We start from the raw sequence: 23,483 nt of genomic DNA, 5'->3' as shown, positions 1-23,483 counted from the left end.
GCGAAGAGATCCGGCCGTTCCGCTCACGGCCGCCAGGTACCCGGTCCGGTGCTCGGCGGCCGTTCCTGGTCGAGCGGGTCCGATCCCCAGGTCGATGTCTCGACCGGCCCCGCCGCCTGCTCCGGTCCGTATGACTCGCCGGCGCCGGAGGGAATCGAGGTGGGGTAGTACCGGGGGCGCACGGTGGAGGCGTCCCTGATCATCCAGCCCCATCCGGCTGACCCTTGTACGGCTTCGATCAGGGCGAAGTCCTTCTCGTACTGCGCGATCACGAGCGTCAACTGTTCGGCGAAGTCGCCGGGAAGTTCGGGTGTCCGCCGTGGTACCTCGCAGACGGTGACGGACGACGGCGTCGGATCGCCGGCGGCACGGTGCCATAGCTGAATGGACTTCTCATCGCCCTGGACCCGGATGATGTCGGCGGCGCGGACCAGCCCGTCTCGTTGAGACTTGACCCAAACGTTCATCACGAACGAACCGTATGGCTCGCCTCCCGGGGCCGCCCTGGACCTGAAGCTGAATCTCCGATTTCTCGGGGTCCGCATTGCAATGCGCCGCAGAACAAGCTCGAGGCTGCAAGCCGAGAAGCTCGTGCCCGTTCTGCGGACACGACCGCAGGCCGGCGTCCGGGAGGCCGAGGCGCCGCCCGGGTGGGCGGCACCTCGGCGGTGGGTCAGGGGAGGCGGGCGGTGAGGGTCAGCACCCGGGTGACCTGGGTCGCGGAGAAGTTGTCGTCGCTGATGAGGTGGATCCGGGCCCGGCGGAGGCCGGCGGAGGTGTCGACCTGGAGTCCCTCGTAGTTGTCGAGCAGGGGGTTGGTCTGCGGCTCGGGGCTGGTGGCGCCCAGCGTCGGGCAGTGGACCAGATCGGAGACGAGCTCCTTGCGCACGACGTCACGGGACGGCGCGGCGGAGAGGTTGGCGACCTTGCTCACGTCCGGGGCCCGGTCCGCGTCGCGCACGGCGTACAGCTGGATGGTGTTGCCCTTGTTCGCGTCCCAGGCCGCCTCGAGGACCAGGAGCCGCCCGTCGCCGTACGCGGCGACGTCGGCGATCCGGTTGCCGGGGTCGACCCGGTAGCCGATCTGGCGGGTGAGCCGGTAACCGTCGCCGTGCGCCCGGTACACGAGGACGCGCCGCCAGACGCCCTCGCCGGTGGCCGGCACGTCCCCGCTGAGCGTGCCCTCCATCGCGGCGTAGACGTAACGTCCGTCCGGCGACATGCTCAGGCCCTCGAGGGTGGCGTTGACGGTCGCCTCGCCGGCCGGGGCGACCTGGAAGCGCGCCGGGACCTCGAGCGAGGCGCGCTCCCTGCCCTTACGGTCGAAGACGCGGATCGACGGCTCGGTCTCCGAGCTGACCAAGAAGTTCCCGTTCGGGAGGACGACGAGGCCCTCACCGTCGAAGTTGGTCCCGTCGTAGGGGGTGCCGTCCGGCTTGGTCAGCACGAGGGTGTCGGTGACCTTGGGCGCGGCGGTGTCGCGGAAGAAGAAGAGCCGGGCGGCCTGGGTGCCGCTGTGGTCCTCCACGGTCACATACCCGCGGGTGCGCCGGTCGTAGGCGATGGCCGACAGCCCGCCGACCCCGATCCCGTTGAACGTGGCCTTGTTCAGTGCGTCGCTGTAGCCGACCGCCGTGGCCGCGGGCGGGCAGGTGGCGGCCGTACGGGCCGCGGGGGCCGACGTGACGGCGTACGCGGAGCCGGGGACCGCCAGGGTTCCGACGACCGCGGCCGGGACCACGGCCGTGGCGATACGGCGAGCGGCTCGGCGGGTGACGCGTTGCATCATGGAGAGATTTCCCTCGGATAACAGAAGATCATCTGTGCTACTACGCGGCATAGTTGATCACATCGGGATGAACGGCGTCCGACCGGCCGCTGACCTCCGTGGGACCCGGCCCCCGGTGGACGCGGCGGCCGAGTCGCGATAGTCCGTACAGTCATGACACGACTTGTCCTCGGACCCATGCTGCGCCACGTCGGCCCTCGTACCGCGACGGTGTGGGTGGAGACCGACCGGCCGTGCGAGGTCCGCGTCCTGGGCGCCGCGGCGCGGACCTTCACCGTCCACGGGCACCACTACGCGCTCGTCGACGTCGAGGGGCTGGAGCCCGGCACGGACACCCCGTACGAGGTGCTCCTCGACGGCGAACACGCGTGGCCGGAGGACGGGGCCGCGCCCGGCCGCATCCGCACGCGTACGGACGACGGCGCGCGGCGGTTCGCGGTCGGGTCGTGCCGGGTGGCGCCGGCCTCCGTGGAGACGCACGGCTTCGACATGCTGTCGGTGTACGCGCGCCGGCTGCTGGCGGGCGAGGAGCCGCCGGACGAACTGCTGCTGATCGGCGACCAGGTGTACGCCGACGAGACGGGGCCGGAGATCCGGGAGTTCATCGCCGCCCGTCGCGACATCGAGCGGCCGCCGTACGCCGAGATCGCCGACTTCGAGGAGTACGCGGAGCTGTACCGGCTCGCCTGGGGCGCGGACCCCCTGGTCCGGTGGCTGCTGGCCACGGTGCCCAGCTCGATGATCTTTGATGACCACGACATCCGCGACGACTGGAACACCTCTGAGACGTGGCGGCGGCAGATGCGCGCCCAGGACTGGTGGGCGAAGCGGATCACCGGCGGGCTCGGGGCGTACTGGGTCTACCAGCACCTCGGCAACCTGTCACCGGCGGAGCGCGCCGCGGACCCGGTCTACCAGGCGGTGCTGGCGGCGGACGGCGACGCGGGCCCGGTCGTGGACGAGTTCGCCGAGCGCGCCGACCGGGAGCCGGCGGGGGTCCGGTGGAGCTACGTCCACGACCACGGACGGACCAGGCTCGTGGTGGTGGACAGCCGGTGCGGGCGCGTGCTGCGCGACGGCGAACGCGCCATGCTCGACGACGCGGAGTTCGCCTGGCTGGACGAGCGGCTGCGCGCGGACGTCGACCACCTCATCGTCGTGACGTCGCTGCCCTTCCTGCTGCCGAAGGCCGTCCACGACATCGAGTCGTGGAACGAGGCGGTCGCGGGCGGCGCGTGGGGCCGATGGGCGGCGAACCTCGGAGAGCGGATCCGGCAGGGCGCGGACCTGGAGCACTGGGCGGCGTTCCAGGCGTCGTTCCGCGCGGTGGCGAACACCCTGCTCGACGTCGCGAACGGGCCGCGCCCGCCCGCGAGCATCACGCTCGTCTCCGGCGACGTCCACTTCTCCTACCTCGCGCGGGTGCGCGGCACCCGCACGCCGATCTCCCAGGTCGTGTGCTCGCCGCTGCGCAATCCCCTCGTCGGCCGGTTCCGGATGGCCAACCGCGCGGCCTCCCGGCGCCTCGGCGACCTGCCCGTACGGGCGCTGGCGCGGCTCGCCGGAGTGCGGCGGCCGCCGCTGCGGTGGCGGCTCACCGACGGGCCCTGGTTCGACAACGCGCTGGCGACCGTGCACGTCGACGGGCGAACGGCCACGGTGCGCTGGGACTCCGCCGCCGCCGAGGACCGGCTCCGCGAACTCGGCCGCGCCGAGCTGACCTGAACCAGGGCGTTCGGAGCGTCAGCGGAACTGCTCGTCGGGCGCCTCGTCGGTCTTCTTCAGCAGGTCGTCGAGCAGCGCGTCGTACTCGTCCTCCGGGCGGCCGAGGTCGAGCCGGCAGCGGTAGCGGATCCGCAGCAGTCCCTCGAGGGCGTCCTGGTCGGTCGACCGGGCGATGTCGGCGCCCTCGGTGGACCAGTCGTGCGCGCCGACCAGGTCACCCTGCTCGTGCAGCAGCTCGGCGACGGCGCGGAAGATCTCCGGGTCCTTCGGGTTGTCGGCGCGTACCTGGTCGATCAGGGCCCGGGCCTCGTCGGTGCGTTCGAGTTCGAAGAGCGCGCCGGCGAGGTAGATGCGCGGGTCGCCGTAGGTCTCCCCGCCGTCCTCGAGCGCGCGGCGGTACGCCTCCGCGGCCTTCTCGTGGTCGTCGGCGTGCTGCCACTGTTCACCGGCACGCAGCAACAGGCTGGCGCGGGAGACGCCACCTGAGGCCGTATCGGCCAGTTCGATGAACCGTGTCGCCGCAGCGGCGTGATCACCGGTGCGGAGAGTCTCGAACTCGAGGTCATCGAGGTCGTCTTCGGTCACATGCGTCACCTTCTAGACGCTACCCGGCCTACCTGCTGCGAATCTGGTCATTTGGGATCATCCCCCGACCAGAACCGGGCCGGACCGGCCCGGCCGGTACAGACGTTACCGCGCTCAGTTGCGCCGCGAGCGTTCCAGCGCGTCCCAGAATCCGCGTCGCAGCGCGTGGCGTACCTCGTCGTGCAGCAGGAAGTCGATCGGCAGGGACGAGCCCTGCAGCAGTCGCGCCTCCAGATCCGAGGGCATCCGCGGCTTGCGGGCCAGCACCGCCTCCAGCCACAGGGCGGGCGCGTCGCGGGCCACCGACTCGCCGAACTCCTGCCCCTCCTTGTGCGCCGCCTTCACGGCGTCGGCCAGGGTCGGGGCGGACTGCTGGACCGGCGTCGGCGTGATCTGCTGCGGCCCGGTGTAGGGGCCCACCGGCTGCTGCGGGTACAGGGGGCCACTGGTGTTGCCGCCGGCCGTCGGCGACGAGCCGACCGTCGGCGCGGAAGGCGTCGGCGCCGAGTGAGTGGGCACCGAGCGGAGCGGCGGCGTGGGCGTGCTCGGCTGAACGTCACCGGAGTGGCGGCCGAGACTCGACGAGGTGCTGCTGCCCGCGGAGGGGCCGAGGGACGGCGGCGCGGTGATCGGCGTGCTCGGCGGCGCGGCGCCGTGCTGCGGGGACGGCCGGAGCGGGGCCAGCGCGCCGCCCGAGCCGTTGGACTGGCCGTTGGCCAGCGGCGCGGACGAGGTGTCCACCCCGGCCAGCAGGTTGACGTACGGCCGGAGGTGACCGGCGGCGATCTCGATGAGGTCGTCGCACTCCTGCCGGAGCACCCGGGAGATCGTCCAGTTGCCGTCGACGGCCACGTGCACGACGGTGACCCGCACGCCGAGGTCCTGCGCGTCGGCGATCACTTGGGCGAGGTCCTCGTCGCCGCTGACGATGACGGCGTCGGCGACCCCGCCGTTGCGGGCGAGCGTCATCAGGTCACGGTGGATCTCGGTGTCGACGCCCTCGCGGCGGCCCGGGCGGATCCGGGAGAGCCGGAGCTTGATGCCCGGCAGGTCGGCCAGCGCGTCGTGCTCCGGCGTGCGGCGGCCCTCGACCGTCGCCTCGTACCAGTAGCAGCGCAGCAGCGGCAGCCCGGTGCGCTCTCGGGCGAGGTTGCCGAGAAGTTGCAGCAGCCCGGCGAAGTCCCACGACACGGACTCACGACGGCGGGTTCCGTGCACCGCCATCGCGCCGTCCGCCAGCAGATAGCCGGCATCTACGAACAGCGCACAGCGATCCACGCGACACCGCCCCTTTCTCGGCACGAGACCCTTATCAGTGACCCACGGGTGGGCTTTCGAGCCGGCGAGCGACCTCGGGCACCACAGGGTAGTGAAGTCCGTCGTCGGCGTGGGCCGATCCGGTGATTGGCCGCTCCTCGAGATTATGGGGGATATGTGGCTTTCCGAACCCGGGCGGCCGCACTCCTCCCGCGTGTCAGCGTTGACTCGGTCGCTCGCCACTGTATGACGGGGAGCGCCGCGACACGGCTGACTTGGGAAGACCACCGGGGCCGGATGCCCGATGGGCGACGGTACCACCCGCTAAATTCAGGGAGAACATCTCGCGTCCCTGCCCCGGTGGACACAGTGATCCCCCCTTGCGGACAGGCCCTTCCGGCTCGCGCGTTCCGCGTGTCGGGGATCCCCGATCCGGGCCCGGCCGGCTTCCCGGCGCGGGCTCAGAGGGAGGCGATCAACTCGGTGAGGGCACGCGCCGTCGCCCGGGGATCGGTGACGGCGGCGAAGTGCCCGCCGGGGCTCACGGCGACCGTCCAGCCGCGCATCCTCGCCTGCGCGGCCTGCCTCTCGTACGCGTCGGACGTGCGCAGGTAACCGCACGGCGCGTCGGGCCAGTCCTGCGGCATCGGCAGCGGCTCGGCGAAGAACCCGTCGTCGCGGCGGCGAGCGGTCACCCCGGCCTGCGGCTCCTCGTCGGGGAACCGCCCGCCGCCCTTCAGCGCCTCCGCGAACTCCGGTCCGAACGCCCCCGCCTGGTCCAGGCGGCTCGACCCCGCCGGCGGCGGAAGCTCCGCGTCGACGAAGACGTACCCGCCGACGAGGCGATGCGCCGCGCGCTGCGCCGCGCCGACCGGCGGCAGCAGCGGGCCCGCCCCGCCGTGCCCGACCAGGACGACGGGCGGCCGCACGCCCGCCCTGGTGATCTCCAGCGCCGCGCGGGCGACGTAGCGGCCCGCGTACGGCGGCCGGTCGTCGTCGATGATCTCCGGCACCACGACGTCGTACGAACCGAGGGCCTCCGGCAGGGCGCCCCAGGCGGACGCGGTGGTCAGCGGGCTGTGCAGCAGGACGAGGGTGCCGGGTGTCATGTGGATTCTCCGGGGGAGCCCCGCCCTTCAGGGCGGGGAGGAATCGGACCTTTGCGGAGCAAGACAAGGATAGCCGAATAGTCGCCAAGGCAATTCAGCATCCACGACCCCCGGCCACAAAATGACGTGTTAATTTGTGAGCCATGACCACTGGCGCCAAGCGGGCTTTCAAGTACCGCTTCTATCCGACCGCCGCGCAGGCAGCGGAGCTGTCGCGCACGTTCGGATGCGTCCGGAAGGTCTACAACCTGGCACTGCAGGCCCGCACTCAGGCCTGGACCCTGCACCAAGAACGCATCAACTACAACGCCACCTCGGCGATGCTGACGGCATGGAAGAAAACCGAGGAGCTCGCCTACCTCAACGAGGTGGCCGCAGTTCCTCTCCAGCAGGCGCTGCGGCACCTGCAAGCAGCATTCACCAACTTTTTCGCCAAACGGGCGAGACACCCGCACTTCAAAAGCCGGAAGAAGTCCCGAAAGTCCGCCGAATACACCACCAGCGCGTTCCGGTTCCGCGACGGAAAACTAACCCTCGCTAAGATGGCCGAGCCGTTGAACATCGTCTGGTCCCGACCTCTGCCCACGAACGCAAAGCCCTCGACCGTAACGATCTCCCAAGATTCGGCCGGGCGCTGGTTCGTCTCCCTGCTGTGCGAGGACCCCGGCATCACGCCACTGCCGAGCCACGGCACCGCCATCGGCGTTGATGCCGGGCTGGACCATCTTTTGACCCTTTCCACTGGGGAAAAGATCACTAATCCGCGGCATGAGCGCCGGGATCGGGCCAGGCTAGCCCGCGCTCAGCGGGAGCTGTCCCGCAAGGCCGAAGGAGATGGCGCCAACCGGGCCAAGGCCCGACGCAAGGTCGCGCGCGTCCACGCCCGAATCGCCGACCGGCGCCGTGACACTCTGCACAAGCTCACCACCCGACTCGTCCGCGAAAACCAAGTGGTCGTGATCGAGGATTTGACCGTCCGGAATCTGCTGAAGAACCACAAGCTTGCCCGTGCCATCTCCGATGCCGCATGGAGCCAGTTCCGGAGGATGCTGGAGTACAAAGCCGCCTGGTACGGCCGCGAAGTTATCGCGGTCGACCGATGGTTCCCCTCGTCCAAACTGTGCTCGGTCTGCGGCACTTTGACCGAAACGATGCCCCTCAACGTCCGATCCTGGACGTGCGGCTGCGGTGCGGTCCATGACCGGGACGTCAACGCAGCCAGAAACATCTTGGCCGCCGGGCTGGCGGTGTCGGCCTGTGGAGCCGGTGTAAGACCCGGGCGGAGTACTCCGTCCAGGCCGTCGGCGCTGAAGCAGGAAAACCCACGGTGCGAGCCGTAGGAATCCCCTCGTTCATGAGGGGGAGGAAGCCAAGAGTAGAGTTTCGCTTTATGGTAGAGGATCGTGACGATCTCCTGGCCGAGATCAAGAGCAAGGCAGTGGTCCACGGCAGGGTGGTCCTGTCGTCCGGCCAGGAGGCCGACTTCTACGTCGACCTGCGTCGCGTGACCCTCGACGGGCACGCCGCGCCGCTCGTCGGGCGGGCGATGCTCGACCTCACCGAGGACCTCGACTACGAGGCCGTCGGCGGCCTGACGCTCGGCGCCGATCCGGTCGCCACCGCGATGCTGCACGCCGCCGCCGCGCGCGGCCGGCACCTGGACGCGTTCGTCGTCCGCAAGGCGGGCAAGGCGCACGGGCTGCAGCGGCGCGTCGAAGGGCCCGATGTCGCCGGGCGGCGGGTGCTCGCCGTCGAGGACACCTCCACGACCGGCGGCTCGGTGCTGACCGCGGTGGAGGCGCTGCGCGAGGCCGGCGCCGAGGTCGTCGGCGTGGCCACCATCGTCGAGCGCGGCGCGGGTCCGCGCATCGCCGAGTCGGGCCTGCCGTACCGCTCGGTGTTCACCCTGGACGACCTCGGGCTCGGCTGAGGGCCCGGCCGAGCAGGGGCCGCCGGCCTCGGCTGGACCGTGCCACCGGGGCGGTCGGCCCGCGTCCTTACCGCTGCCTGGCCGGCGCGTAGTAGGTGCGCTGCTGGCCGTGCCGACCCCTGGCCTGCTGCCGCCCGTTCACGACGACGCTGACCGTACTCGCGTCGTCGACCTTCAGGAGCAGCCGGGTGCCGGTGTAGTTCTTGCGCTCACCGTGGACGAGCGCGCCCTGCCAGATGGGGTCGGTGGCGCTGGGCCCGGCGACGTAGATCTGGCACTGGGCGGCCAGGCACTGGACGTCGATCTCGTTGCCTGACTGGGCACTCGGCGCGCTCCGTTTGGACTTCGCCGTGTCGCTGGGCGCCGCGGCGCTGGACGACGGATCGGGCGCGGTGGACGCCGTCTTGGACGCGTCCTTGGTGAGCGCCCCCCAGAGCGACACGCCACCGACGATCACGAGGCCCAGCGCCAAGCTGACGGCGAGGACCGCGATGGCTATGCGTGCGAGACCCATGGGGTCTGATCGGTGACGTCCCACAGGGGGAGGTTAGCGATAACCGGGACCGTCAGCGACGGTGACGGCCAGATGGCATCGCCGTCTTTCGGCCGTCACCGCTCTGCCCGGTCTTCTTCGGCCCTCTGATGATCTCGCGGATCACCGGAATGACCGACAGGAGCACGGCGACGGCGACGACGGGGAGGATGTACTTGTCGATCCCCTTGACCCGGTCGCCGAGGAACCGGCCGAGCAGGATGATCGTCTCGGTCCAGACGACTCCGCCGATCACGTTGAAGACGAAGAACCGGCTCGCGGACATCTCCAGCATCCCGGCGAGCGGGTTGAGGAAGGTGCGCACGACCGGGGCGAAGCGGGCCAGCACGACCGCCTTGGCCGGGCCGAACTTGTTGAAGTAGTGCTCGGCCTTCTCGACGTGGTCCTGCCGGAACAACCGTGAGTCGGGCCGGTCGAAGAGTTTCCGGCCGTACTTCGCGCCGAGGAAGTGCCCGACCTGGGCGCCGGCGATCGCACAGATCGGCGCGCCGATCAGGAGCACCGGGAGCGGCAGCGGCGAGATGCCGGCGTGGTGGGCGGCGGCCGTCGTGGTGAAGACGCCCGCGGTGACGAGCAGCGTGTCACCGGGCAGGAAGAACCCGATGAGCAGGCCGGTCTCGGCGAAGATTACGGCGAGGATGCCGACAAGTCCGAACGTCGCGATGAGGGACTTGGGATCCAGGATGTTCACGGCGAGTGCCACGGCCTGAGCGTACCGGTAGGCGTGCCATGTCCGGGCCGCACGCGGATTTCGGGATACTGGAGTCGAGCCGGCCGGGAGCCATGCCCAAGGAAGGAAGAGCCATGCCCATCGCAACCCCTGAGGTATACGCGGAGATGCTCGATCGGGCAAAGCGTCAGGGCTTCGCCTACCCCGCGATCAACGTCACCTCGAGCCAGACGCTGAACGCCGCGCTGCGCGGATTCGCGGAGGCGGAGAGCGACGGGATCATCCAGGTCTCGACCGGCGGCGCGGAGTTCCTCTCCGGCGCCACCGTGAAGGACATGGTGACGGGCGCCACGGCGCTCGCGGAGTACGCCCGCGTGGTCGCCGAGAAGTACCCCGTGCAGATCGCGCTGCACACCGACCACTGCCCGAAGAACAAGCTCGACGGCTTCATGAAGCCGCTGATCAAGATCTCCCAGGAGCGGGTGGCCCGCGGCGAGGAGCCGCTGTTCCAGTCGCACATGTGGGACGGCTCGGCCGTTCCGCTCGAGGAGAACCTCCAGATCGCGGCCGAGCTCATCGAGGAGTGCGCGAAGGCCCGCGTGATCATGGAGATGGAGATCGGCGTCGTCGGCGGCGAGGAGGACGGCGTCGTCGGGGAGATCAACGAGAAGCTCTACACCACGCCGGGCGACGCCCTGGCCACGGTCGAGGCCGTGGGTCTCGGTGAGAAGGGCCGCTACCTCCTCGCCGCGACGTTCGGCAACGTGCACGGCGTCTACAAGCCGGGTCACGTCAAGCTGCGGCCGGAGGTCCTGAAGGAGATCCAGGAGGTCGTCGGCGAGCAGTACGGCAAGGAGAAGCCGTTCGACCTGGTCTTCCACGGCGGCTCCGGCTCCACGCTGGAGGAGATCCGGGAGGCGGTGTCGTACGGCGTGGTGAAGATGAACATCGACACCGACACGCAGTACGCCTTCACGCGGCCGGTCGCCGACCACATGTTCAAGAACTACGACGGCGTCCTGAAGGTCGACGGCGAGGTCGGCAACAAGAAGGCCTACGACCCGCGCGCGTACGGCAAGGCCGCCGAGGCGGGCATGGCCGCGCGCATCGTCGAGGCGTGCGAGCACCTTCTGTCCCAGGGCACCAAGATCAAGTAAGGGCCCCTGAGCGGCGGGCGGGGACGGCCGGCGGTCGAGGGATCGCCCGGCGGCCGGTCACCCGCCCGCCGCTGAACGCCGAAGAGCCTCACTCCGGTGTTCGGCGGCGACGCATACTCGGCGCTAATCCGCCGCCTGCAAGACTCCCTCCCCCAAGAATTCCGTCGAGGGGAGTGAACGCGTGACGTTGCACCAGGGTGACGGGGGCAGGCGACGGCCGGTGCAGGTGAACCCTCTGATCGGCCAGGCGAACCCCGTCTCCGGTCTTGAGGCGGTCCTTCCGCGCCATCGGCTGCCGGACGGCCCGATGCCACCGGCGACCGCGTACCAACTCATCCACGACGAGCTGATGCTGGACGGCAATTCACGCCTGAACCTCGCCACGTTCGTGACCACGTGGATGGAGCCGGAGGCGGCCGCCCTCATCGCCGAGAGCACCGACAAGAACATCATCGACAAGGACGAATATCCCCGGACGGCCGAGCTGGAGCGGCGCTGCGTCGCGATCCTCGCCGACCTGTGGAACGCGCCCGTCCCCGACGCCGCCGTCGGCTGCTCCACCACCGGATCCAGCGAGGCGTGCATGCTGGCCGGCATGGCGCTCAAGCGCCGCTGGATGCGCCGCAACGCCGAGCGGTACGCCTCGGGCGCCCGGCCGAACCTGGTCATGGGCGCCAACGTCCAGGTGTGCTGGGAGAAGTTCTGCAACTTCTGGGAGGTGGAGGCGCGCCTGGTTCCGATGGAGGGCGACCGGTTCCACCTCGAGGCCGAACAGGCCGTGGAGCTGTGCGACGAGAACACGATCGGTGTCGTCGCCGTCCTGGGCTCGACGATGGACGGCAGCTACGAACCGGTGGCCGAGATCTGCGCCGCGCTCGACGCGCTGGAGGAGCGTACGGGCTGGAAGGTGCCCGTCCACGTGGACGGCGCGTCCGGCGGAATGATCGCCCCGTTCCTGGACCCGGACCTGGTGTGGGACTTCCGGCTCCCACGCGTCGCCTCCATCAACACCTCCGGTCACAAGTACGGGCTCGTGTACCCGGGCGTCGGCTGGGCGCTGTGGCGGGACCAGGAGGCGCTGCCCGAGGAACTGGTGGAGCGCGTCAACTACCTGGGCGGCGACATGCCGACGTTCGCGCTGAACTTCTCCCGGCCCGGTTCGCAGGTCATCGCGCAGTACTACAACTTCCTGCGGCTCGGTCACGAGGGCTTCCGCGCCGTCCAGCAGGCCGGCCGGGACGTGGCGACGTATCTGGCCGAGCGGATCGAGGCGATGGGCTGCTTCCGGCTCCTGACGCGCGGTGACCAGCTTCCGGTGTTCGCCTTCACCACGACCGACGACGTGACCGAGTTCGACGTCTTCGACGTGTCACGACGGCTCCGGGAGTCGGGCTGGCTGGTGCCGGCGTACACCTTCCCGGCGAACCGCCAGGACCTCGCGGTGCTGCGGATCGTGTGCCGCAACGGGTTCTCCTTCGACTTGGCCGACCGTCTGGTGGAGGACCTGCAGAACCTGTTGCCGTGGCTGCGTCGACAGTCGGGGCCGATGTTCGGCCCCGAGGACGCCCCGAGCTTCCACCACTGACGGTGCCCGCTGCGAGCACCTGCCCTCGCACGGCACCGAGATCGGGTACGCGGGGCGGGGACGGCTGACGGTCGCGGTCGTCCCCGCGTTGCTTGACGAAACCCGGCGGCCTACGCTGGGAACGTGCTCTACCGCACATATGACGACCAGAACTGCTCGATCGCCCGGGCGTTGGAGATCGTCGGCGAGCGCTGGACCCTGCTGATCATCCGTGACGCCTTCGAGGGCGTCCGCCGCTTCGACGACTTCCAGGCGGACCTCGGCGTGGCGCGCAACGTCCTGACGGACCGCCTGGGCCGCCTGTGCGACGAGGGCATTCTCCGGCGCCACCGCTACCAGGAGCGGCCCGACCGCTACGAGTACCGGCTGACCCGCAAGGGCGTGGGGCTGTGGCCGGCGATGATGTCCCTTCTGCTGTGGGGCGACCAGCACTACGCCGAGGACGGCTCTCCGGTCGTCCTCGCCCACCGCGGCTGCACCGGCCGGCTGACGCCCGCCCTGACGTGCTCGGAGTGCGGGGCCGCCATGGGCCCCACCGATGTCGAGCCGCGCCCCGGTCCGGGCGCGCGCCCGACGGACCGGATCGTCCAGCAGACCCAAGACGCCACTTCTTGATCATTTTTTCCGGAGATCGGCGAACGATCCCGGTTCGGCCGTCATCTCACTCCCTGACACATTGTTGCGGGCACCCTCAACGGCGCCCGCCGAATCTCGGGGAGCATCGATGCGAGACAACACCCGTCGCCGGATCAAGACCGCAGTCGTCGCGGGCGCCGTCGTCGCGGGCGGTTCGATCGCGGCGGCCATGCCCGCCGTCGCCGCCACCACGCCCGCGTGCAAGGCCGCGAACCTCAGCGTTTCGCTCGGCCGGGTCGACGCCGGAGCGGGGCAGCGGTACGCCACGCTGAACTTCAAGAACCACGGTAAGACCTGCGTCCTGCGCAACGGCCTGACCCACGTCACCTTCCTGAAGAGCGGCCCGGAGGGCGGCGCCCGGAGCATCCGCACGACGGTCCACCGTGCGGCGGCCTCCTCCAAGGAGTCGATCGTGCTCAAGCGCGGCAAGACGGGCCACCTCGACCTGCACTGGACGGTCGTGTCGGACAAGCCGATCACCCCGGACTCGCTGTGGTTCGGCCTCCCGGCGCACGGCGGGAACACCGCGTCCCCGTGGCACACCACCATCGGCACGACGGCCGCGAAGGGCGCCGTGCTCGACATCGGCCACCTCCACCACTGACGCACCGCGAGGGCCGGAGGCCGCGTCTCGCCTCCGGCCCTTTTCCCGGGACCTAGGGTTGCTTCACGAAACCTACAGGTGATCCAATGAGTTTCGTGACGAGACTGATTGCCCGCCCCGCGTCCCCGCCGCTGGTCGACAAGGCGGCACCGGTGGTCGACGGGGCCGTACCGGCGGTCGGCGTGCGGCCGTACGAGGCCGACGACCGGGAGGACGTGCTCGGGATACGGCTCTCGGCGCGCAGCCTGTACCTCCGGTTCTTCACCGGAACGCCGCGGCTCCCGTCCTTCTACGCGGAGGCGCTGAGCCAGGTGGACCACTGGGACCGCGCCGCGCTCGTCGCCGTGGCGGACACCGAGGTCGTGGGGATCGCCGAGTACGCGCGCGACGCGACGCTGCCCGGGCTCGCGGACCTCGCGGTCCTGGTCGCGGACCCCTGGCAGCGCCGGGGCGTCGCCCGGCGGCTGGTCACCGACCTGACCGGGCTCGCGCGGGCCCGCGGGATCGCCGAGTTGCGCGCCGACGTCCTCGTGGAGAACCACGCCGCGCGGGCGGCGATCGGCAACGTGTGGCCGCACGCCGTCGCCGCCCGCGGCGAGGAAGGCGGCCTGATCTACCGGATCCCGCTTTAGGACGGTTCGGACAGCGCGGCGAACTGCTCGTCGGTCAGGTCGATGTTCGCGGCGCCCATGTTCTCCTCGAGGTGCGCCACCGAGCCGGTGCCGGGGATCGGCAGCATCACCGGTGAGCGCCGGAGCAGCCAGGCCAGCGCGACCTGCGACGGGGTGGCGTTCAGCTCCTTGGCGATGTGGTCGAGACTGCTCCCCGGCTTGGCGAGCTCGCCCACGGCCAGCGGGAACCACGGGATGAACCCGATGCCCTCCCGCTCGCAGTAGTCCAGGACGTCCTCGGACTGGCGGTTGGTCAGGTTGTAGAGGTTCTGCACGGTGACGATCGGAACGATCTCGCGGGCCCGCTCGATCTCCTCGACGCTGACCTCGGACAGCCCGATGTGCCGGATCTTGCCCTCCTCGCGCAGGTCGCGCAGCTCGCCGAGCTGGTCGGCGAGCGGCACCTCCGGGTCGATGCGGTGCAACTGGAACAGGTCGATCCGCTCCAGGCCGAGCCGGCGCAGGCTCATCATCACCTCCTGGCGGAGGTACTTCGGCCGGCCGACCGGATGCCACTCGTTCGGCCCCGTCCGGACCAGACCGGCCTTCGTGGCGATCTTCACTCCGTCGTACGGGTGCAGCGCCTCGTGGATCAGTTCCTCGGAGACGTACGGGCCGTACGAGTCGGCGGTGTCGATGAGGTCCACGCCGAGTTCGACGGCGCGCCGCAGGACCCGGAGCGCCTCGTCACGATCGGCCGGAGGACCCCAGACGCCGGGTCCGGTGATCCGCATGGCGCCGTACGCCAGACGATTTACGGTCAGGTCTCCACCGATGGCGAACGTGGTTTCGGTCATGCCGCAACCGTACCCAGCGGCAATATCGACGAAGTTTCCCGACCGCTGGAATAGGAGAACGCCGTCGAAAAGGGCAGGATGACTCCATGGAGCACCAGAACCTTCTCGGCGGGCCGGCCCCGACCGAGCTGCCGGACATCGACGAAGCCCGACAGTCCCTGGAGGCCGGCGTCGACCCCTTCGAGGTCGCCGCCCGCTTCCCGGCGTACCCGGCCGCCTGGGCCGAACTCGCCGACCGCGCCTTCGGGAAGGGCGACGTGATCGAGTCGTACGCCTACGCGCGCACCGGCTACCACCGCGGACTCGACATGCTCCGCCGCGCGGGATGGAAGGGCCAGGGCCCGATCCCCTGGGAGCACGCGGCGAACCGCGGGTTCCTGCGCGCCCTGCACGCCCTCGGCCGGGCCGCCGCGGCGATCGGCGAGGAGGACGAGGCCGAGCGCTGCCGGACGTTCCTGCGGGACTCCAGCCCAACGGCGGCAGCGGTTCTGGCCACCTGACCGGCTCCTACCGTTTTCCTCGCGGTCATCCGGCGGGTACCCTCTGATCGCAAGAGCCCCTGTCGCTGCTGCTTGCGCCAGGGGCTTCGTCGATGCCAGGGGAGAGAGCTCCTATGCCGGCCATCGTGCTCGTCGGCGCCCAGTGGGGTGACGAAGGCAAGGGCAAGGCCACCGATATTCTCGGCGGCGACGTCGACTATGTCGTCCGATACCAGGGCGGCAACAACGCGGGGCACACCGTCGTCATCGGCGACCAGTCCTACGCCCTGCATCTGCTTCCGTCAGGGGTGCTCTCCCCGGACGTCGTACCCGTGATCGGGAACGGCGTGGTCATCGACCCGGGAGTGCTGCTGGAGGAGATCGACGGCCTACAGGCGCGCGGGGTGAGCTGCGACCGGCTGTTGATCTCGGCCAACGCGCATTTGATCATGCCGCACCACAAGGCCCTCGACAAGGTGAGCGAGCGGTACCTCGGCAAGGCGCGGATCGGTACCACCGGCCGCGGCATCGGCCCGGCGTACGGCGACAAGATCGCCCGCATGGGCATCCGGGTGCAGGATCTGCTCGACCCCGGCATCCTGCGGCAGAAGCTCGACCTCGCGCTGCGCGACAAGAACCAGATCCTCGCCAAGGTCTACAACCGGCGTGCCATCGAGATCGACCCGATCATCGAGGAGTACGTCGCGTACGGCGAGCGGCTGCGCCCGCACATCGCCGACACCGCGCTCGTCGTGAACAAGGCGCTCGAGGAGGGCAAGCTGGTCCTGCTCGAGGGCGCCCAGGGCACGCTCCTCGACGTCGACCACGGCACATACCCCTTCGTCACGTCCTCCAGCCCGACCTCGGGCGGGGCGTGCGCGGGCTCGGGCGTCGGCCCGACCCGCATCACCAAGGTCATCGGCATCCTGAAGGCGTACACCACCCGCGTCGGCTCCGGGCCGTTCCCCACCGAGCTGCTCGATGAGACGGGCGACTGGCTGCGCACGACCGGCGGCGAGTACGGCGTGACGACGGGCCGGAACCGCCGCTGCGGCTGGTTCGACGCGGTGATCGCCCGGTACGCCACGCGCGTCAACGGCGTGACCGACTACTTCCTCACCAAGCTCGACGTGCTGTCGGGCCTGGAGAAGATCCCGGTCTGCGTGGCGTACGACATCGACGGCGAGCGCTGTGACGAGCTCCCGATGACGCAGACCGGGTTCCACCACGCCAAGCCGATCTACGAGGAGCTGGACGGCTGGCAGGAGGACATCTCCGACTGCAAGACGTTCGACGACCTGCCTAAGAAGGCGCAGGACTACGTCCGGGCGCTGGAGGAGATGTCGGGCGCCCAGATCAGCGCCATCGGTGTCGGACCCGGCCGCGATCAGACACTTCAACTGCGCTCCCTCGTCTGACCTGCCGACTTGACGGCCCTGTCGCTCGCAGGGCCGTCAAGTCGTGCGCGACCAGTCCATCTTCGGGCTGGTCTTTTTTCGTGATGCCCTGGTACACCAAGATCACGGGCTGTAGTCTTTGCGACTTATATGAGTACTGCCCCAAATGTGGCGCGCTCGCGTTTCCCCCTTCCCGCATCGAGGATCTGAGGAGCGATACATGACGGCGGTCGCCTTCGTGTGCCTCACGGCCGGGCTACTGGTCGCCGTGGTGCTGCTCGTACGGGAGCGGCAGATCGCCTCACGGCAGCGTCGGCGGGCCGACATGCTGGAGGAGACGGCCCGCATCCGTAACGAGGAACTGCGCTACCTGGTCACCGTCCGCGTCCCTGCGCTGGTGGAGTCCCTTTACGGCAAGCCGGTCGCGGTTCCCGGCCCGCGCAACGCGAGTTTCGCCGGAACCAGCGCCGAACAGGGCATTCGGGCGATCCTGGCGACATTCTCGGAATACGCCGAGCGCGCGAAGGAGCGGGCCGACCAGGCGGCCAAGGTCACGGTGAAGGCCATGATGCGCGCCGTGCAGAGCCTGGCCAACGAGCAGCAGCTCGCCATCTCCACCATGCAGGAACGTCACGACGACCCCGACGTCCTCGAAGGTCTCATGAAGGTCGACCACATGAACGCCCAGCTCGGCCGGCGCGCCCAGGCCACCGCCGTGCTCTGCGGGTCGTGGCCGGGCCAGCAGCGGTCCGCTGCCGGACTGGTCGACGTCGTACGCGGAGCCACCTCCCGCATCCGCGACTACCTTCGCATCGAGGTCCAGCCGCAGTCGAACGTCGCCGTCGTCAGCCGCGTGGTCGAGCCGGTGGTTCTGGCGGTCGCCGAGCTCCTGGACAACGCCGCCCGCCACTCCCAGCCGAACACCACCGTCGAGGTCAACTTCCGGCAGGCCCACAACGGCGTCGCCGTCGTGATCGACGACGCGGGCGTCGGCATGGACGCGGAGGAGATCCAGCGGGCCGAGCGGATGCTGGCCGGGCGGGACTCCGTGGACATCAACCGGCTCGGCGACCCGCCGCAGGTCGGCTTCGCCGTCGTCGGCGTACTCGCCGCGCGGTACGGATTCCGGGTGACCGTCGACAGCAGCTCGCCGTACGGCGGGGTGCGCGCCGTCCTGTTCCTCCCCAGCGAGCTGCTCACCCAGCTCGACACCGAGCCGGCCCCGACACGAAGCGAGCCGCAGCCCGTACGCGCCGAGCAGCCCGCGCCGAGCCTGCCGACCGCGCCCAGCCTCCCGACCGCGCCGCCCGCGCCCAGCCTTCCCGCCATGCCGAGCCGACCCCCCGCACCGCCCGCGCCGCCGATGCCGCCCGCGCCGCCCGCTCCCAGCCGGCCGACCACGCCGAGCCCGGTCTCGTCCACGCGAGAGGAGCGCCCGGTCACCGCGAACGGCCTGCCGAAGCGTCGGCGCGTCACCGACACGGGCGAGCGGCCCGCACCGTCGATCGAGTCGTCGCCCTCCATCCGCCCGCCGCGGGATGTCGCCGCCGGGATGGGCGCCTGGCAGCGCGGCACCCGAGCCGGCCGCGCCACTGGTTCTCCGGAGTCCGAAGGGAATATCGCCGAATGACGCAGGACGCGAACAACAAGCTCGGCTGGATGCTCGACGACGCCCTGAAAATGCCGGAGACCCGGCACGCCATCCTGCTGTCCGCGGACGGCCTGCTGATGGCCTACTCCGAGCGCATCAACCGTGACGACGCCGAACGCCACGCGGCCGGGATGTCCGGGCTGCAGTCGCTGGCGCGCAGCTCGGCGGAGTTCTGCGGCGACTCGCGCACCCCCTGGCGGCAGACCGTGACCGAGTTCGACAACGGATACGTCTTCCTCGTCGCCGCCGGTCCCGGCGCGTACCTCGCGGTCTCGACGACGGAACGCGTCGACATGGAGGCGATCTCCTTCCGCCTGCAGGAACTCGTCCAGCGCCTGGGCAAGGAGCTGACCGCTCCGCCGAGACAGACCCCGGGCGGCATCACGGCATGAGTGAGCGAAGCGAGCGAATCGAGAACACAGCGTCTCCGGTCCCTCCCCCGACGAAGGAGGGCCCATGAGTGAGCGAAGCGAGCGAATCGAGAACACAGCGTCTCCGGTCCCTCCCCCGACGAAGGAGGGCCCATGAGCGAGCGAAGCGAGAGCACGGCGCCTCTGGTCGCGCCTCCGACGAGGGAGGACGCATGACTCCCATCCGTCGGGAACGCGCTCTGGTCCGGCCGCACGTGGTGACGGGCGGGCGTGCCCGCCCGACCCGCAACATCTTCGACCTCGTCACACTCGTCATGGCCGCGCGCTCGGACATGACCGGCCTCAACCCGGAGAAACGCCGGGTCCTGGAGCTGTGCCGGGGCGGCGCCCTCTCGGTGGCCGAGGTCGCCGGTCACCTCTCCCTCCCCCTCAGCGTCGTCAAGGTCCTGCTCTCGGACCTGGTCGACAGCGGCCACATCGTGACCCGGGTCGGCGGGCCGGACGACGGCGAGACCTCGACCCGGCTTCTCCAGGAGGTGCTGAATGGACTCCGCGCTCGTCTCTGATGGCACCTATGTGCGCGAGACCGTACGGACCTCGGTCAAGCTGCTGATCGTCGGTCACTTCGCCGTCGGCAAGACGACGCTGGTCGGCACGCTGTCGGAGATCCGGCCGCTGCGCACCGAGGAGCGGATGACGCAGGCCGGTGCCTTGATCGACGACCTCGCCGGGGTCCCCGACAAGGAGACGACCACCGTCGCCATGGACTTCGGCCGGCTGACGCTGACCGACGACCTCGTGCTGTACCTGTTCGGCACTCCCGGACAGCACCGGTTCACGCAGCTGTGGCACGACCTGTCGCGCGGGGCCCTCGGCGCGCTCGTGCTGGCGGACACCCGACGGCTCGAGCAGTCCTTCGACATCATGGGCTTCCTCGAGGAGCAGAAGCTGCGGTACGCCGTCGCCATCAACCAGTTCGACGGCGCGCCGACCTTCGCCGAGGAGGAACTGCGCGAAGCCCTCGACCTGCTGCCCTCGACGCCGCTGATCACCTGCGACGCCCGGGACCGGGTGTCCTCGACCCGCGCGCTGATCACTCTCGTCGAGTACCTCATCGCGCTCCAGAACGGGAGCATTCGTGAGTTCTGACGCGTTCGCGGCCGGATGTCCCGCCCACGCCGGACGGACGCCGCTGTACGGTCCGGATTTCGCAGCCCGCCCGCAGCGCGTCTACGAGTCGCTACGCCGATACGGTCCGGTCGCTCCCGTCGAGCTGGCCCCGGGTGTGCCGGCGTCCCTCGTCATCTCGTACAGCGCCGCCCTCGACGTGCTGCGCGACCCCGTCACCTTCCCGAAGAACGCCGGCCGATGGCAGCAGAGCGTCCCGCCCGACTGCCCGGTCCTGCCGTTCATGATGTACCGGCCGGCCTGCAACCTGTCGGACGGCGCCGCGCACGTCCGGCTGCGCACGGCGATCGCCGACAGCCTGTCCAGGGTCGACGGGACCATCCTGCGCGAGTCCGTCGAACGCAACGCCGAGGCGCTCATCCGAGGGTTCTCCGAGAAGGGCGCGGTGGACCTGCGCGCCGAGTACGCGCTGCTCCTGCCCGTTCTGGTGTTCAACGAGATCCTGGGCTGCCCGTCCGACATCGGAACCCGCATCGTCGTCGGGATGCGGGGTTTCGTCGAGAACGTCGACACGGCGAACAGCAACCAGATCATGATGAAGGCCGTGGCCGAACTGGTCGCGCTCAAGCGCGCCCGACCGGACCAGGACCTGACGTCGTGGCTGATCGCCCACCCGGCCCAGCTGACCGACGAGGAGCTGATCGAGCAGATCGCCCTGCTCGTGGGCCTCGCCACCGAGCCGGAGCAGAACCTCATCGCCAACGCGCTGCTCCTGCTGCTGTCCGACGACCGGTTCGCCGGCGACCTGTCCGGCGGCAGCCTGCCCGTCGAGGACGCGATCGACGAGGTCCTGTGGGCCGACCCGCCGCTGGCGAACTGGGCGATCAGCTACCCCACGCAGGACGTCGACCTGCGCGGCGTACGGCTGCCGGCGGACCAGCCGGTCGTCATCGGCTTCGCGGCCGCCAACACCGACCCGGCCGCCGCGTCCACGAACCGGGCGGGCAACCGAGCCCACCTGGCCTGGGGGGCGGGTCCGCACAAGTGCCCGTCGCAGGGCGAGGCGCGCATGATCGCCTCGGTCGCCATCGAGAAAGTGCTCGACGCCCTGCCGGACATGGAGCTGGCCGTCCCCGCGAGTCGGCTGCAGTGGCGGCCCGGGTTCGCCCAGCGCGCGCTGGTCTCGCTGCCGGTGCGCTTCTCGCCCATTCACGTTCCGCCGCCGCCGACCCCGGGCGGTCAGGAGATGGGCCTGGCCGGCGGCCTGGCGACGGCGCTGCGCAACGCCGCTCCCCGGCGGAGCAACGCCCTGGTCCGCTGGTGGCGCGGCGACTGAGCCTGCCTTCGCGCGGCGACTGAGCCTGCCTTCGCGCGGCGACTGAGCCTGCCTTCGCGCGGCGACTAAGCCGGTCCCCGCGCTCAGCCGGCGGGCGGCAGCCGCGCCGTCACGACGAGACCGCCGTCCTCCCGAGGGATGGCGGTCACGGTACCGCCGTGGGCGGTGGCGATGGCGCGGACGATCGACAGGCCCAGGCCGGTGCCCCGGTCGGAGCGCACCCGGTCGCTCCGCAGCCGCCGGAACGGTTCGAACAGCGTCTCGACCTCGTACGCCGGGACGACCGGGCCGGTGTTGGCGACGACGATCTCGGCGAACCGCTCGCTCCGCCGGGTGGACAGCCATACTCCACCGCCGTCGACGTTGTATCTGGTCGCGTTCTCGACCAGGTTCTGCACGAGCCGTTCGACGAGGACCGGGTCGCCCTCGGTCGGGGCCCCGTCGAGGGCGCGGTGCACGGTCAGGCCGCGGCCGTCCGTCTCGGCCTTGGCCTGGTCGAGGACGTGCGCGCCCACGTCGGCGAGGTCGAGCGGTGACGTGTCGACGACGGAGTTCTCGCTGCCGGCGAGGGTGAGCAGCCCTTCGATGAGCCGTTCGTGCCGATCGCCGACGACGAGCAGCGACTCGCCGAGTCGCTTGACGTCCTCGCCGGCGTCCGGGCGGCGTACGGCCACGTCGATGAGGGTCCGGTTGATGGCCAGGGGCGTACGCAGCTCGTGGGAGGCGTTGTCGACGAACCTTCGCTGCCCCTCGAAGGCCCGAGCCAGCCGCTCCAGCATCGTGTCGAACGTGTCGGCCAGCTCTTTCACGTCGTCGCGCGGCCCGGTGTAGGCGATCCGCTCGGTGAGGTCGCGGCTGTGCGCCACGCGCCGGGCGGTCTCGGTGATCCGGTGGACGGGCCGCAGTGCCCGGTCGGCGAAGAACCAGCCGAGTCCGAGCGCGGCCCCGCCCACGACCGCCAGCGCGATACCGCCCTGGGTGAGCAACGAGTCGAGCGTCTGCCGCGCCGAGTCCTCCCGGGCCCTGATGAGCATGCCATTCGTCTCCCTGGCCGTGTACAACGGGTTGGAGGTGGACGCTCTCACGCTCACCGTGTCGGCCGCGTCGGCCTCGCCGACCTTGACGGCGGTCACGCCGGCCGACTGGTGCTGCTGGATGTTGTTCTTGACGAGGAGATAGGTCACTGTCAGCAGCACGAGGCCGCCGACGATGAACAGCCCGCCGTACACCAGCATGAGCCGGACGCGGATCGTCGGCTGCAACCGCTGCGCGAGTGTCGTCACTTGATCCGGTACCCCACTCCCGGGACGGTCTCGACGACGGGCGGGTCGCCGAGCTTGCGGCGAAGCTTCATCATCGTCACCCGTACGGTGTTGGTGAACGGGTCGGTGTGCTCGTCCCAGACCTTCTCCAGGAGCCGCTCCGCCGAGACGACCGCGCCGTCCGCGCGCAGCAACTCGGCCAGCAGGCCGAACTCCTTGCGCGCCAGGTGCACGTAGCGCCCGTCCCGGTAGGCCTCCCGACGGGCGGGGTCGAGCCGGATCCCGGCTCGCCGCAGCGCGGGCGGGTCCGCCGGGCGCGCGCGTCGGCCGAGCGCGTGGATCCGGGCCACCAGTTCCTCGAACGCGAACGGCTTGGTCAGGTAGTCGTCCGCGCCGAGCCCGAGCCCCTCCACCCGCGCCCGTACGGCGACGGCGGCGGTGAGCATCAGCACCCGCACGTGCGCCCCGGACTCCACGACGGCCCGGCAGACGTCGTCGCCGTGCACGACGGGCAGGTCGCGGTCGAGCACGAGCACGTCGTAGTCGTTGACGCCGAGGAGTTCGAGCGCGGCGTCCCCGTCGTAGGCCACGTCCACGGCGAGGGCCTCCGCCCGCAGCCCCTCGGTGATCGAATCGGCGAGCATCCGCTCGTCCTCGGCGATGAGTACGCGCATGCGTCCCGTCCAGAGCTCGTTCGGCGAACATCCCGGGACAGCGTGCCCCATCAGGCATAACGTCGGCATAACCAGAACCGGTTACGTCCGGGTTATCGGTCAAGGAATTGACTCCTC

General features: G+C 70.4%; 25 protein-coding genes. 15 read left to right on the top strand and 10 right to left on the bottom strand.

Features of this window, described 5'->3' with window-relative positions; translation table 11 throughout:
• Positions 1–23: 23 nt before the first annotated feature.
• Entirely contained in the window at positions 24–470 is a 447-nt protein-coding gene (locus AB0K82_RS32725; protein WP_364404493.1) for a hypothetical protein, read from the bottom strand.
• Between the two features lie 203 nt (positions 471–673).
• Positions 674–1,789 carry an esterase-like activity of phytase family protein gene (locus AB0K82_RS32720; protein WP_364404491.1) on the bottom strand — a complete coding sequence of 372 codons (1,116 nt, stop codon included), beginning with the start codon at positions 1,787–1,789 and terminating at the stop codon, positions 674–676.
• A gap of 153 nt (positions 1,790–1,942) precedes the next feature.
• Here AB0K82_RS32720 and AB0K82_RS32715 point away from each other — a divergent pair, with 153 nt between their 5' ends.
• A complete protein-coding gene (locus AB0K82_RS32715) occupies positions 1,943–3,514 on the top strand; it encodes an alkaline phosphatase D family protein (protein ID WP_364404489.1) in 1,572 nt (523 codons plus the stop codon).
• Positions 3,515–3,532: 18 nt separating this feature from the next.
• Here AB0K82_RS32715 and AB0K82_RS32710 read toward each other — a convergent pair whose 3' ends face one another.
• The 3 genes from AB0K82_RS32710 to AB0K82_RS32700 all read right to left on the bottom strand — a co-directional run bounded on the left by AB0K82_RS32710 (position 3,533) and on the right by AB0K82_RS32700 (position 6,465).
• A complete protein-coding gene (locus tag AB0K82_RS32710) occupies positions 3,533–4,099 on the bottom strand; it encodes a tetratricopeptide repeat protein (protein WP_364404487.1) in 567 nt (188 codons plus the stop codon).
• A gap of 114 nt (positions 4,100–4,213) precedes the next feature.
• Positions 4,214–5,377, bottom strand: a complete 1,164-nt coding sequence (locus AB0K82_RS32705) for an NYN domain-containing protein (RefSeq protein ID WP_364404485.1) — start codon at positions 5,375–5,377, stop codon at positions 4,214–4,216.
• Between the two features lie 440 nt (positions 5,378–5,817).
• Positions 5,818–6,465 (bottom strand): hypothetical protein, encoded by a 648-nt coding sequence (locus tag AB0K82_RS32700; RefSeq protein WP_364404483.1) that lies wholly within the window; start codon positions 6,463–6,465, stop codon positions 5,818–5,820.
• Between the two features lie 143 nt (positions 6,466–6,608).
• Here AB0K82_RS32700 and AB0K82_RS32695 point away from each other — a divergent pair, with 143 nt between their 5' ends.
• A complete protein-coding gene (locus tag AB0K82_RS32695) occupies positions 6,609–7,805 on the top strand; it encodes an RNA-guided endonuclease TnpB family protein (protein WP_364404481.1) in 1,197 nt (398 codons plus the stop codon).
• Between the two features lie 50 nt (positions 7,806–7,855).
• Entirely contained in the window at positions 7,856–8,395 is a 540-nt protein-coding gene (pyrE, locus tag AB0K82_RS32690; protein ID WP_364404479.1) for an orotate phosphoribosyltransferase, read from the top strand.
• A gap of 67 nt (positions 8,396–8,462) precedes the next feature.
• Here the strand turns inward: pyrE and AB0K82_RS32685 are convergent, their stop codons facing one another.
• Both AB0K82_RS32685 and AB0K82_RS32680 read right to left on the bottom strand, forming a co-directional pair.
• Positions 8,463–8,909: a hypothetical protein gene (locus tag AB0K82_RS32685; protein WP_364404477.1), complete on the bottom strand. Its 447-nt coding sequence runs from the start codon at positions 8,907–8,909 to the stop codon at positions 8,463–8,465.
• A gap of 52 nt (positions 8,910–8,961) precedes the next feature.
• Complete coding sequence (locus AB0K82_RS32680) at positions 8,962–9,651, bottom strand: DedA family protein (RefSeq protein WP_364404475.1); 690 nt, start codon at positions 9,649–9,651, stop codon at positions 8,962–8,964.
• Between the two features lie 101 nt (positions 9,652–9,752).
• Between AB0K82_RS32680 and fbaA the strand changes: the two genes are divergently transcribed.
• The 5 genes from fbaA to AB0K82_RS32655 all read left to right on the top strand — a co-directional run bounded on the left by fbaA (position 9,753) and on the right by AB0K82_RS32655 (position 14,232).
• Complete coding sequence (fbaA, locus tag AB0K82_RS32675; protein WP_364404473.1) at positions 9,753–10,775, top strand: class II fructose-bisphosphate aldolase; 1,023 nt, start codon at positions 9,753–9,755, stop codon at positions 10,773–10,775.
• Positions 10,776–10,956: 181 nt separating this feature from the next.
• Positions 10,957–12,360: a glutamate decarboxylase gene (locus AB0K82_RS32670; protein ID WP_364404471.1), complete on the top strand. Its 1,404-nt coding sequence runs from the start codon at positions 10,957–10,959 to the stop codon at positions 12,358–12,360.
• A 123-nt stretch (positions 12,361–12,483) separates the two neighbouring features.
• Positions 12,484–12,975, top strand: a complete 492-nt coding sequence (locus AB0K82_RS32665; RefSeq protein ID WP_364404469.1) for a helix-turn-helix domain-containing protein — start codon at positions 12,484–12,486, stop codon at positions 12,973–12,975.
• Between the two features lie 109 nt (positions 12,976–13,084).
• Entirely contained in the window at positions 13,085–13,600 is a 516-nt protein-coding gene (locus AB0K82_RS32660; RefSeq protein ID WP_364404467.1) for a DUF4232 domain-containing protein, read from the top strand.
• Positions 13,601–13,695: 95 nt separating this feature from the next.
• Positions 13,696–14,232 (top strand): GNAT family N-acetyltransferase, encoded by a 537-nt coding sequence (locus tag AB0K82_RS32655; protein ID WP_364404465.1) that lies wholly within the window; start codon positions 13,696–13,698, stop codon positions 14,230–14,232.
• Here the strand turns inward: AB0K82_RS32655 and AB0K82_RS32650 are convergent.
• Positions 14,229–15,068, bottom strand: coding sequence for an aldo/keto reductase (locus AB0K82_RS32650; RefSeq protein ID WP_364404463.1), 840 nt, complete (start codon positions 15,066–15,068; stop codon positions 14,229–14,231). The genes AB0K82_RS32655 and AB0K82_RS32650 overlap by 4 nt on opposite strands.
• 86 nt (positions 15,069–15,154) lie before the next feature.
• On the opposite strand from AB0K82_RS32650, the gene AB0K82_RS32645 reads away from it, so the two are divergent.
• From AB0K82_RS32645 to AB0K82_RS32615, 7 genes are all read left to right on the top strand, one after another.
• On the top strand, positions 15,155–15,568 hold the full coding sequence (locus AB0K82_RS32645) for a DUF3151 domain-containing protein (RefSeq protein ID WP_364404461.1): 414 nt from the start codon (positions 15,155–15,157) through the stop codon (positions 15,566–15,568).
• Positions 15,569–15,681: 113 nt separating this feature from the next.
• Positions 15,682–16,965 (top strand): adenylosuccinate synthase, encoded by a 1,284-nt coding sequence (locus AB0K82_RS32640; RefSeq protein WP_364404459.1) that lies wholly within the window; start codon positions 15,682–15,684, stop codon positions 16,963–16,965.
• 199 nt (positions 16,966–17,164) lie between these two features.
• Entirely contained in the window at positions 17,165–18,574 is a 1,410-nt protein-coding gene (locus tag AB0K82_RS32635; protein ID WP_364404457.1) for an ATP-binding protein, read from the top strand.
• A complete protein-coding gene (locus AB0K82_RS32630) occupies positions 18,571–18,987 on the top strand; it encodes a roadblock/LC7 domain-containing protein (protein WP_364404455.1) in 417 nt (138 codons plus the stop codon). Before AB0K82_RS32635 ends, AB0K82_RS32630 begins: the two co-directional genes overlap by 4 nt.
• 191 nt (positions 18,988–19,178) lie before the next feature.
• A complete protein-coding gene (locus AB0K82_RS32625; protein WP_364404453.1) occupies positions 19,179–19,532 on the top strand; it encodes a DUF742 domain-containing protein in 354 nt (117 codons plus the stop codon).
• Complete coding sequence (locus AB0K82_RS32620; RefSeq protein WP_364404451.1) at positions 19,510–20,115, top strand: ATP/GTP-binding protein; 606 nt, start codon at positions 19,510–19,512, stop codon at positions 20,113–20,115. Before AB0K82_RS32625 ends, AB0K82_RS32620 begins: the two co-directional genes overlap by 23 nt.
• Positions 20,105–21,430 (top strand): cytochrome P450, encoded by a 1,326-nt coding sequence (locus tag AB0K82_RS32615; protein ID WP_364404449.1) that lies wholly within the window; start codon positions 20,105–20,107, stop codon positions 21,428–21,430. Before AB0K82_RS32620 ends, AB0K82_RS32615 begins: the two co-directional genes overlap by 11 nt.
• Positions 21,431–21,513: 83 nt before the next feature.
• Here AB0K82_RS32615 and AB0K82_RS32610 read toward each other — a convergent pair whose 3' ends face one another.
• Both AB0K82_RS32610 and AB0K82_RS32605 read right to left on the bottom strand, forming a co-directional pair.
• Positions 21,514–22,713, bottom strand: coding sequence for a HAMP domain-containing sensor histidine kinase (locus AB0K82_RS32610; RefSeq protein WP_364404447.1), 1,200 nt, complete (start codon positions 22,711–22,713; stop codon positions 21,514–21,516).
• On the bottom strand, positions 22,710–23,366 hold the full coding sequence (locus AB0K82_RS32605) for a response regulator transcription factor (protein WP_364404445.1): 657 nt from the start codon (positions 23,364–23,366) through the stop codon (positions 22,710–22,712). Before AB0K82_RS32605 ends, AB0K82_RS32610 begins: the two co-directional genes overlap by 4 nt.
• Between the last annotated feature and the right edge of the window lie 117 nt (positions 23,367–23,483).

It is taken from the genome of Actinoallomurus sp. NPDC052274 (genome assembly GCF_040679475.1).
GTDB classification, from domain to species: domain Bacteria; phylum Actinomycetota; class Actinomycetes; order Streptosporangiales; family Streptosporangiaceae; genus Actinoallomurus; species Actinoallomurus liliacearum.
Note: the sequence above shows the minus strand (reverse complement) of the source record. Positions and strands in the feature narration are given on the sequence as shown.

Coding starts and splice junctions, on each gene's coding strand:
- AB0K82_RS32720 (WP_364404491.1), bottom strand. CDS start 1,789: ATGATGCAACGCGTCACCCGCCGAGCCGCTCGCCGTATCGCCACGGCC.
- AB0K82_RS32715 (WP_364404489.1), top strand. CDS start 1,943: ATGACACGACTTGTCCTCGGACCCATGCTGCGCCACGTCGGCCCTCGT.
- AB0K82_RS32700 (WP_364404483.1), bottom strand. CDS start 6,465: ATGACACCCGGCACCCTCGTCCTGCTGCACAGCCCGCTGACCACCGCG.
- AB0K82_RS32695 (WP_364404481.1), top strand. CDS start 6,609: ATGACCACTGGCGCCAAGCGGGCTTTCAAGTACCGCTTCTATCCGACC.
- pyrE (WP_364404479.1), top strand. CDS start 7,856: ATGGTAGAGGATCGTGACGATCTCCTGGCCGAGATCAAGAGCAAGGCA.
- AB0K82_RS32685 (WP_364404477.1), bottom strand. CDS start 8,909: ATGGGTCTCGCACGCATAGCCATCGCGGTCCTCGCCGTCAGCTTGGCG.
- fbaA (WP_364404473.1), top strand. CDS start 9,753: ATGCCCATCGCAACCCCTGAGGTATACGCGGAGATGCTCGATCGGGCA.
- AB0K82_RS32660 (WP_364404467.1), top strand. CDS start 13,085: ATGCGAGACAACACCCGTCGCCGGATCAAGACCGCAGTCGTCGCGGGC.
- AB0K82_RS32650 (WP_364404463.1), bottom strand. CDS start 15,068: ATGACCGAAACCACGTTCGCCATCGGTGGAGACCTGACCGTAAATCGT.
- AB0K82_RS32645 (WP_364404461.1), top strand. CDS start 15,155: ATGGAGCACCAGAACCTTCTCGGCGGGCCGGCCCCGACCGAGCTGCCG.
- AB0K82_RS32640 (WP_364404459.1), top strand. CDS start 15,682: ATGCCGGCCATCGTGCTCGTCGGCGCCCAGTGGGGTGACGAAGGCAAG.
- AB0K82_RS32635 (WP_364404457.1), top strand. CDS start 17,165: ATGACGGCGGTCGCCTTCGTGTGCCTCACGGCCGGGCTACTGGTCGCC.
- AB0K82_RS32630 (WP_364404455.1), top strand. CDS start 18,571: ATGACGCAGGACGCGAACAACAAGCTCGGCTGGATGCTCGACGACGCC.
- AB0K82_RS32625 (WP_364404453.1), top strand. CDS start 19,179: ATGACTCCCATCCGTCGGGAACGCGCTCTGGTCCGGCCGCACGTGGTG.
- AB0K82_RS32620 (WP_364404451.1), top strand. CDS start 19,510: ATGGACTCCGCGCTCGTCTCTGATGGCACCTATGTGCGCGAGACCGTA.
- AB0K82_RS32605 (WP_364404445.1), bottom strand. CDS start 23,366: ATGCGCGTACTCATCGCCGAGGACGAGCGGATGCTCGCCGATTCGATC.